Raw genomic sequence first — 8281 nt, forward strand, 5'->3', positions numbered from 1 at the left:
AAGCGGCCCGGGGGCGCGCGGGCAGGTCCTCCTCCCAGAGGGTGTCCATCAGTTCCTGCCCGGCAACGACCCGGTTCGGCTGCAGCAGGAGGGCGGCGAGCAGCACCCGGAGCCGGTTCGCGGCGAGCTCGATCCGCTGGCCGGAGTCGTCCAGGACCTCTACTGGGCCGAGCAACCGGAATTCCATGCCAGCCATTCTGACCGGGATTCGGTGAAAGCGCCGCGAAAGCGTCGTGAAACCGCGGCCGGTCATGCTCGCCCGGCGGGGCTCTGCTCCGCCGCGCATGTGGGGAGGAGCGCTCGCCCGTCAGGGGAGGGGCGAGCTCTGGGGGCGCGTGGTGCCGCCGGATCCGCGAGAGTCCGGCGGCACCACCCGAGAACCGCCGGCACGGCAGCACCGCAGGACGCCTCGATTGCCCAGCGACTGGGACGAAGGGGAGCCCGTCAATGGCCTGCAGTGAGGGAGCCGATACTATCCGTGCTGGGCCCACGGGACGTGTCGGTCCCCGGGTAGCGACGGGTCCGCGCTTAGCCTGAGATCCCCGGGACCCGAGCAGCGGGAGGGCGCCGAAATGGCGAACAGCATGCTCGGCCGCGACATGGCGGTCGACCTCGGCACGGCCAACACCCTGGTCTACGTCCGCGGCCGCGGCGTAGTACTGAACGAGCCTTCCGTGGTCGCGATCCGGACGGACGACCCGCGCGAGGCGGTCGCCTTCGGGCACGAGGCGAAGAAGATGATCGGCCGTACGCCGGGCAACATCACCGCGATCCGGCCGCTCAAGGACGGCGTGATCGCCGACTTCGACGCCGCCGAGCAGATGCTGCGCTACTTCATCCAGCGGGTGCACAGACGCCGGTACTTCGCCAAACCGCGGATCGTGGTCTGTGTGCCGTCCGGGATCACCGCGGTCGAGCAGCGCGCGGTTCGCGACGCGGGGTACATGGCCGGCGCCCGCAAGGTCTACATCATCGAGGAACCGATGGCGGCCGCGCTCGGCTCCAACCTCGAGGTCCGCGACGCGACCGGCAACATGGTCGTCGACATCGGCGGTGGCACCACCGAGGTCGCGGTGATCTCGTTCGGCGGCATCGTCACCAGCCAGTCGATCCGGGTGGCCGGCGACGCGATCGACAAGGCCGTCGTGAACTACTGCAAGAAGGAGTACTCGCTGATGCTCGGCGAGGCCACCTCCGAGCAGATCAAGATGACCATCGGCTCGGCGTACCCGACCACCGACGGGCCGGACTCGGAGATCCGCGGCCGGGACATGGTCTCCGGCCTGCCGCGCACCGTGAAGGTCTCCTCGTCCAGCATCCGGCAGGCGATCGAGGAGCCGATCACGGCGATTGTGGACGCGGTCAAGGCCACCCTGGACAAGACCCCGCCCGAGCTGGCCGGTGACATCGTCGACCGCGGCATCGTACTGACCGGCGGCGGCGCGCTGCTGAAGGGGATGGACGAGCGGCTGCGGCACGAGACCGGCATCCCGATCCATGTCGCCGACAACCCGCTGGACGCCGTCGTGCTCGGGGCCGGCAAGTGTGTCGACAACATCGAGACCCTGAACCGCATCCTCGTCACCGACCGCCGCTGAACCCATGCTCAAAGATCTCGGAACCCCCGCGAGGGGCCTGGTCCGTTCGGCCGGGATGCCCCGGGAGACCCGTCGTCGCCGGACCGTCCTTGTACTCGTCATCCTGGCCTCGTTCACGCTGATGGTGCTCGACGCGCGGCGCTCGGCCGGCTCCCCGGTGGAGCCGCTCCGGCACGCCGCGGCGGCCGTTTTCGGCCCGCTCGAGTCCAGCGCGACGTCCGCCCGGGAGCCTGTGGACAACCTCCGGGACCGGTTCGCCGAAGTGGATAGGTTGAAAGCAGAGAACGAGAAACTCCAAGCGGAGAACGAGAAACTCACCAACGAACTGCGGACCACGGACTACGCCCGGAACCGGGCCGCCGAGCTGGACCGGCTGCTGAAGCTGGCTCCGAACTACACGGTGACGCCGGCCCGGGTGATCGGGATCGGGAGTGCGCAGAGCTTCAACCACACAGTGACCATCGATGCCGGGACGGCGGACGGGGTGCGACCGGACATGACAGTACTGAACGGCGACGGGCTGGTGGGCCGCGTCGTGCGGACCACGGAAGCCACCGCCACGGTGCTGCTGATCGGCGACCGGAACTCGACCGTCGGCGGCCGGCTCAACGCCACGATGGCGCTGGGCTTCGTCTCCGGGCGAGGTGAGACGACGGGCGCCCTCGACTACAAACTGGTGGACCTCAAGGCGCGGCCGAAGGCAGGCGATCGGATCGTCACCTGGGGTTCGCGGGGCAACGCGCCCTACGTGCCGGGCGTCCCGATCGGCACGGTCACCTCGGTGACTCTGACCCAGGGTGCCCTCGGGTCCACCGCGGTGGTCAAGCCGTTCGTCGACCCGAGCCGGATCGACACGGTCGGCGTGGTCACCGGATCGCCCGCCCGGGCACCGCGGTCCGCGTTGTCGCCCGAGAAGGGCGGCTGAGGTGATCTCGCTGCGGATCGGGCTGACCGCCCTCCTCCTGATGATCGCGGTCACCGTGCAGACCTCGATGCTGCCGCACATCGCGGTCGCCGGGGTCAGTTGTGACCTGGTGATGATCGTGGTCGTCGCTCTCGCACTGGCCCGGGGGCCGGAGTGGGGCGCGATCACCGGCTTCCTCGGCGGCCTGCTGCTGGATGTGGTGCCACCCGCCGACCACACGGCCGGGCGGTGGGCACTCGCGCTGGCGTTGTCGGGGTATGTCGCGGGCATGATCCGCCGCGAGACCTCGGCCGGGCCGGTGGGACCACTCGGGGTCGCGCTGACCGTCGTGCTGTCTGCCGCGCTGTCGCTCGGTGTGTACTCCGCGACCGGGTCGCTGTTGCACGATCCGGCGGTGGACTGGGGTGAGTTCGGGGTCCGGCTCGGGATCGCCGCCGGGTACGACGTGGTCGGTGCGATCGTGGTGATCCCGCTGGTGCTGTGGATGATGCGGCGAGTGGTGCCGGCACGGGAGCGCCGCCGGGTGCTGCCATGAGTTTCGACCACTTCAACCCCGCCCCGCTCAAGCCGCGGCTCCGCCTGTTCGTGATCCAGGTGCTCGTCTTCTCGCTGATGTTCACGCTGATCGGCCGGCTCTGGTACATGCAGGTGATGTCGTCCGACGACTACTCCCAGGCAGCCACGCAGAACCACACCCGCGAGGTCCTCGTGCCGGCGCCGCGCGGCACGATCGTCGACTCCGCAGGGCGGACGCTGGTCGGGAACAGGGTCTCCCTGGTGATCACGGTCGATCGGTCCGTGCTGGCCAAGCTGCCCGACCAGCAACAGAAGGCGATGCTCGCGCGGCTGGCGAAGGTGCTCGGTCAGAAGCCGGCCGACCTGACCGCCCGGACGATGCTCTGCGGTGAGCCCGGGGCGTCGAAACCACCCGCCTGCTGGAACGGCACGCCGTACCAGCCGATCCCGGTGGCGAAGGACGTCAGCGAGCAGGTCGCGATCGAGGTGATGGAGCGCCGCGAGGACTTCCCGGGCGTCGCGGCCGAGTCGACCGCACTCCGCGCCTACCCCGCGCCGTACGGGGTGAACGCGGCCCACCTGCTCGGCTACCTCTCGCCGATCACCACCGGCGAGCTCGACGAGCTGGACAAGGCCGGGCAGGACTCGATCGGGCACCGGTCGGACCTGGTCGGCCGGGCCGGGGTCGAGCGGACGTACGACGCGATGCTGCGCGGCACGCCGGGTGTCAAGAACGTCATCGTCGACGCCGTCGGCTACACCACCGGCGTCCAGAAGCAGACCGCGCCGGTGCCCGGGTCGACGCTGATGACGAGCATCGACGCGCGGATCCAGGCCTCGGTGGAGAAGGAGTTGCGCGGCGCGATCACGACCGCGCGGAAGCAGTACGACAAGATCACCAAGCGCAACTACGTCGCCGACTCCGGCGCGGCCGTGGTGATGGACACCAAGACCGGCCAGATCGTCGCGATGGCGAGCTACCCGAGCTACGACCCCGGCGTCTGGGTCGGCGGTATCTCGCAACGCGAGCTGGACGCCCTCTACTCACCCCAAGCCGGTACGCCGCTGCTGTCGCGGGCATTGCAGGCGCAGCTCGCGCCCGGCTCGACCTTCAAGCCGATCACCACCGCGGCCGCGATGGGCGCCGGGTACGGGCCGAGGACCCGGCTGGACTGCTCGCCGAACTTCGTCGTCGGCAACCGGAAGTTCAAGAACTACGAGTCCGCCTCCTACGGGATGATCGGCTTCGACCAGGCACTCGCGCTGTCCTGCGACACCTTCTTCTACCGGATCGCGTACGACCTCTGGCTCAAGGAGGGCGGCAACTCCGGTGATCTCAACGCCCAGGACCCGCTGGTCGAGATGGCGCAGAAGTTCGGTCTCGGCCGCCCGACCGGGGTGGACCTGCCCGGCGAGGTGTCCGGCCGGATCGCGGACCGGAAGTGGAAGAAGGAGTACTACGACGCGCAGAAGGACTACTACTGCAAGCTGGCGGACAACCCGCCGGCCGGCACCTCGTCCTTCCTGAAGCAGTTCTCCCGCGAGTTCTGCGCGGACGGCTATCGCTATCGCGCCGGTGACGCGGTCAACTTCGCCATCGGCCAGGGCGACACCACGCTGACTCCGTTGCAGCTGGCAACGGTCTACTCGGCGCTCTCGAACGGCGGCATCCTGTGGGAGCCGCATGTGGGCAAGAAGGTGATCGGCCCGAACGGCAAGGCGAAGCCGATCCCGAGCAAAGTCAGCGCCCGGCTGCCGGTGCCGTCGTCCACCTTGAAGTACATCGACAAGGCGCTGAAGGAGACGGCCCGCACCGGTACCGCGGCGTGGAAGTTCAACGGCTTCCCGCTGGACCAGGTGCCGTTGCGGGTCAAGACAGGGACGGCCGAGGTCTACGGCAAGCAGACGACCTCGTGGATGGCGTCGTACAGCGATCGCTACGCCGTGGTGATGATGATCAGCCAGGCAGGCACCGGTTCGGGCGCTTCCGGCACGGCGGTCCGGCACATCTACGAGTCGCTCTACAACATCAAGCCCGCCCCGCCCGCGAAGCAGGCCGGCCAATGAGTCTCCTGACGCCGCTGCGGCAGGCGAGGCCCCGAGTGGACCGCCGGTCGGCTCTCTGGCAGGCCGACTGGGTCCTGGTGATCGGCGTGGTCGCGCTCTCGGCGATCGGTGCCCTGCTGATCTGGTCGGCGACCTACCAGCGGACGTCGCTGACCGACGGCAACCAGTACGCCTACATCACCCGGCATGCGGTGAACTTCGCCATCGGCCTGATTCTCGCCATCGGCGCCGCCCTGATGAACCACCGCCGCGTCCGCATCCTCGCCCCGGTCCTGTACGCCGCGTCCGTGCTCGGGCTGATCCTGGTCCTGGTGCCGGGGGTGGGTGCCGTGATCAACGGGTCGCGCTCGTGGATCCAGCTGCCGTGGATGTCGGTCCAGCCGAGCGAGTTCGCGAAGCTCGCCGTGATCGTCGGGATGGCCCTGCTGATCGCCGAGAAGGGCGAGACGAACTACCGGGAGACCGCGCGGACGATCGACATCGCCCAGGCGGTCGCGGTCGCCGCCGTACCGGTCATCCTGGTGATGCTGCAGCCGGACCTCGGCACGGTGATGGTGCTCGGGTCGATCGTGTTCGGCATCATCGCGGTGTCCGGGGTGCCGAAACGGTGGATGCTCGGATTGGTCACGGCGGCGACCGTGGTCGCGGTGCTGGCGATCCAGCTGAACGTGCTGAAGGACTATCAGCTGGCCCGGTTCACCGCCTTCGCCGATCCGGCCCAGGATCCGCAGGGCATCGGCTACAACGTGAACCAGGCCCGGATCGCGATCGGGAACGGCGGCGTCTTCGGGCAGGGGTTGTTCCACGGTTCGCAGACGCAGAACGCCTTCGTGCCCGAGCAGCACACCGACTTCGTCTTCACCGTGGCGGGGGAGGAGCTCGGGCTGATCGGGGCCGGCGCGATCATCGTCTTGTTCATGCTGGTGTTCTGGCGCGGCCTGCGGATCGCCGTGAACGCCCGGGACGCCTTCGGCCGGCTGGTGGCGACCGGCATCGTCTGCTGGTTCGCCTTCCAGGCCTTCGAGAACATCGGGATGACGCTCGGAATCATGCCGGTGACCGGTCTGCCGCTGCCCTTCGTCTCCTACGGCGGCTCCTCGATGTTCTCGGGCCTCCTCGCCGTGGGCCTGTTGCAGAACATCCACCTCCGCAGCCATCAGGTCTGAGTGGGTTACGCTCAAGCCCTCCTAGACCCGGGAGCTCGGTCCTTCGATGGTTCTGGATGGCACCATGCCCAAGCTCGCGTCGTACCCCCTCGCTGTTGCCGCTGCCCTCTCGCTGTCCCTGACGGCCTGCGGCGGCGACGACAAGTCGTCCGGCTCGCCGTCGACCACTCCTTCGGCGACCCCGTCGGCCACGCCATCCACGACCTCGCCGACGCCGACCACGCCCGCGCCGAGCGCGACTGGTCCCGTGCAGCGCACCGCGGCGGAGCTGACCAAGGCACTGCTGGAGCTGAAGGACCTGCCGAGCGGCTTCTCGCTCGAGCCCGACGAGCCCGAGGACAGCAGCGCAGGCACGTTCTCGTCGAAGGAAAGCAAGTGCAAGACCCTGGTGACCTACCTCAACGCCGACAAGGCCCCGGGCTCCAAGGCCACCGCGTACCGGGCTTTCTCCGGTGGCAACGAGGGCCCGTTCATCGACTTCTCCCTGGACGCCCTGGGCACGCCCCAAGCCGTCGCCACCCTGGGCACGACCTACCGGAATGCCGTGGCGACCTGCAAGAAGGTGTCGCTGAAGATTCCCGGCGAAGGCACCTCGACGATGTCGGTCACGGAGATCTCGGCCCCGCAGTTCGGTGACAAGCCGTTCGCCTTCCGCCTGACCGGCAGCAGCGGCCCGAGGGAGGGCCTCGAATTCACCCTCGCGGTCACCGGCGTCAACGACGTCATCCTCTCGGTCTCGGTCCTGGCCGGCCAGCCCGGCGAACTCGACGGCGCCACCGAAGCCGCGGTCAACAAGGCCGGCACCGTCCTCGGCGTCCCCAAAACCGGCACCTGATCCGCTGGGCGCCACGCACCTCCTCGCTGCGGAGTGCGAGTCTCAAATCGTTGGGACGATCTGGCCGACGGGCCGACCGCCGCCGAGAACCTGGAGTTGCCTGAGGTCTTCCGCGGGCGTCACGTCAACGCCGCACTTCTCCAGCAGGGTCAGTGCGAGGGCCGTGGTGGCGCGGGGATTCCCGTCGATCACCTTCACCGCGACGGCATGTCCGTCCGGTGCCGCCATCGCGATCACGCCTTCGGCTCCACCCTTCGCGATCACACCGGGCAGCAGTTGCATCACCTCGGTGTTCTGATGCCCCTTGCCTCCCACGAGCTCGGGATGCTGACGCATCGCCTGGGCCACGTGGTTGTCCGCAGTGCCGGCTGCCGCGAGCGCTAGCCGGCTGAACGCCCGCGCGAGGCCGCTCAACGGGACACCAAGCAGGGGAGCGCCGCATCCATCCACCGTCACGACGCCGGTCGTTGCCCCAGTCAACCTTTCGACCTCAACCGCGATCGCCCGCTGCACTCCCGCCTCAGGCTCCAGATACCCAGCTGGATCTTCCCCGCGTGCAACGGTCGCCTTCAACATCGCCGCATGCTTCCCAGAGCAGTTCATCCGCACCCGCTCCGGCCCGATACCCACCGCAATCAACCGAAACCGCGTTGCCTCGTCCTCGGGCCGATCCACCGGACACCCCAACGCGTCCCAGTGGAGCCCCGCCGCCCGCAGAATCCGGTCAACCAGCGCCACATGCCGATCCTCCCCGGTGTGGCTCCCGGCGGCGATCGCCGTCTCCTCACCATCAAGCACAGCCCCCGCCACCAAACACCCCACCGCCTGCAACGGCTTGGCGGTAGACCGAGGCAGAATCACGCCTCCCACATCCCCAACGGCGAAGATCTCCTGACCCTCCGGATCCAGAGCCACCGCCATCCCGAAATGCCGGCTCTCCACAAACCCACTCCGAACCACCCGAGCAAGCTCAACAACCCCACTCGCCCCTGGAACACCGTTCGACACGCGGACCTCCTCGATCTGGCAGCCGCCGCAGACTAACCCGCACCACCAGACCACCCACCGCGGGAGTGGGTCTATCCGGGCCACCGAATCAGTCGCCGGTGCTGCCAGGCGTACCGAACGACAGGAGGTGGTCGCCAGAACGACCCGACAGCAAGATCGGTCCCGC

Annotated in this window: 8 protein-coding genes; 6 read left to right on the forward strand and 2 right to left on the reverse strand. The window is 68.8% G+C overall.

Features of this window, described 5'->3' with window-relative positions; all coding sequences use genetic code 11:
* Positions 1 to 187, reverse strand: a 187-nt coding sequence (locus VFG33_RS14275; RefSeq protein WP_325026470.1) for an AfsR/SARP family transcriptional regulator, incomplete at its 3' end; no start/stop codon positions are given.
* Between the two features lie 385 nt (positions 188 to 572).
* Between VFG33_RS14275 and VFG33_RS14280 the strand changes: the two genes are divergently transcribed.
* From VFG33_RS14280 to VFG33_RS14305, 6 genes are all read left to right on the forward strand, one after another.
* Positions 573 to 1598: a rod shape-determining protein gene (locus VFG33_RS14280; RefSeq protein WP_325026472.1), complete on the forward strand. Its 1026-nt coding sequence runs from the start codon at positions 573 to 575 to the stop codon at positions 1596 to 1598.
* A gap of 4 nt (positions 1599 to 1602) precedes the next feature.
* Positions 1603 to 2523, forward strand: coding sequence for a rod shape-determining protein MreC (gene mreC / locus VFG33_RS14285; protein ID WP_325026474.1), 921 nt, complete (start codon positions 1603 to 1605; stop codon positions 2521 to 2523).
* Position 2524: 1 nt separating this feature from the next.
* On the forward strand, positions 2525 to 3058 hold the full coding sequence (mreD, locus tag VFG33_RS14290) for a rod shape-determining protein MreD (protein ID WP_325026476.1): 534 nt from the start codon (positions 2525 to 2527) through the stop codon (positions 3056 to 3058).
* Positions 3055 to 5106 carry a penicillin-binding protein 2 gene (mrdA, locus tag VFG33_RS14295; RefSeq protein WP_325026478.1) on the forward strand — a complete coding sequence of 684 codons (2052 nt, stop codon included), beginning with the start codon at positions 3055 to 3057 and terminating at the stop codon, positions 5104 to 5106. Before mreD ends, mrdA begins: the two co-directional genes overlap by 4 nt.
* Positions 5103 to 6272: a rod shape-determining protein RodA gene (gene rodA, locus VFG33_RS14300; protein WP_325026480.1), complete on the forward strand. Its 1170-nt coding sequence runs from the start codon at positions 5103 to 5105 to the stop codon at positions 6270 to 6272. The genes mrdA and rodA overlap by 4 nt, the downstream gene beginning before the upstream one ends.
* 64 nt (positions 6273 to 6336) lie before the next feature.
* A complete protein-coding gene (locus VFG33_RS14305) occupies positions 6337 to 7107 on the forward strand; it encodes a hypothetical protein (protein ID WP_325026482.1) in 771 nt (256 codons plus the stop codon).
* A gap of 42 nt (positions 7108 to 7149) precedes the next feature.
* Here VFG33_RS14305 and VFG33_RS14310 read toward each other — a convergent pair whose 3' ends face one another.
* Positions 7150 to 8115 carry an asparaginase gene (locus VFG33_RS14310; protein WP_325026484.1) on the reverse strand — a complete coding sequence of 322 codons (966 nt, stop codon included), beginning with the start codon at positions 8113 to 8115 and terminating at the stop codon, positions 7150 to 7152.
* Positions 8116 to 8281 lie beyond the last annotated feature (166 nt).

This window comes from Kribbella sp., from assembly GCF_035687465.1.
Taxonomy (GTDB): domain Bacteria; phylum Actinomycetota; class Actinomycetes; order Propionibacteriales; family Kribbellaceae; genus Kribbella.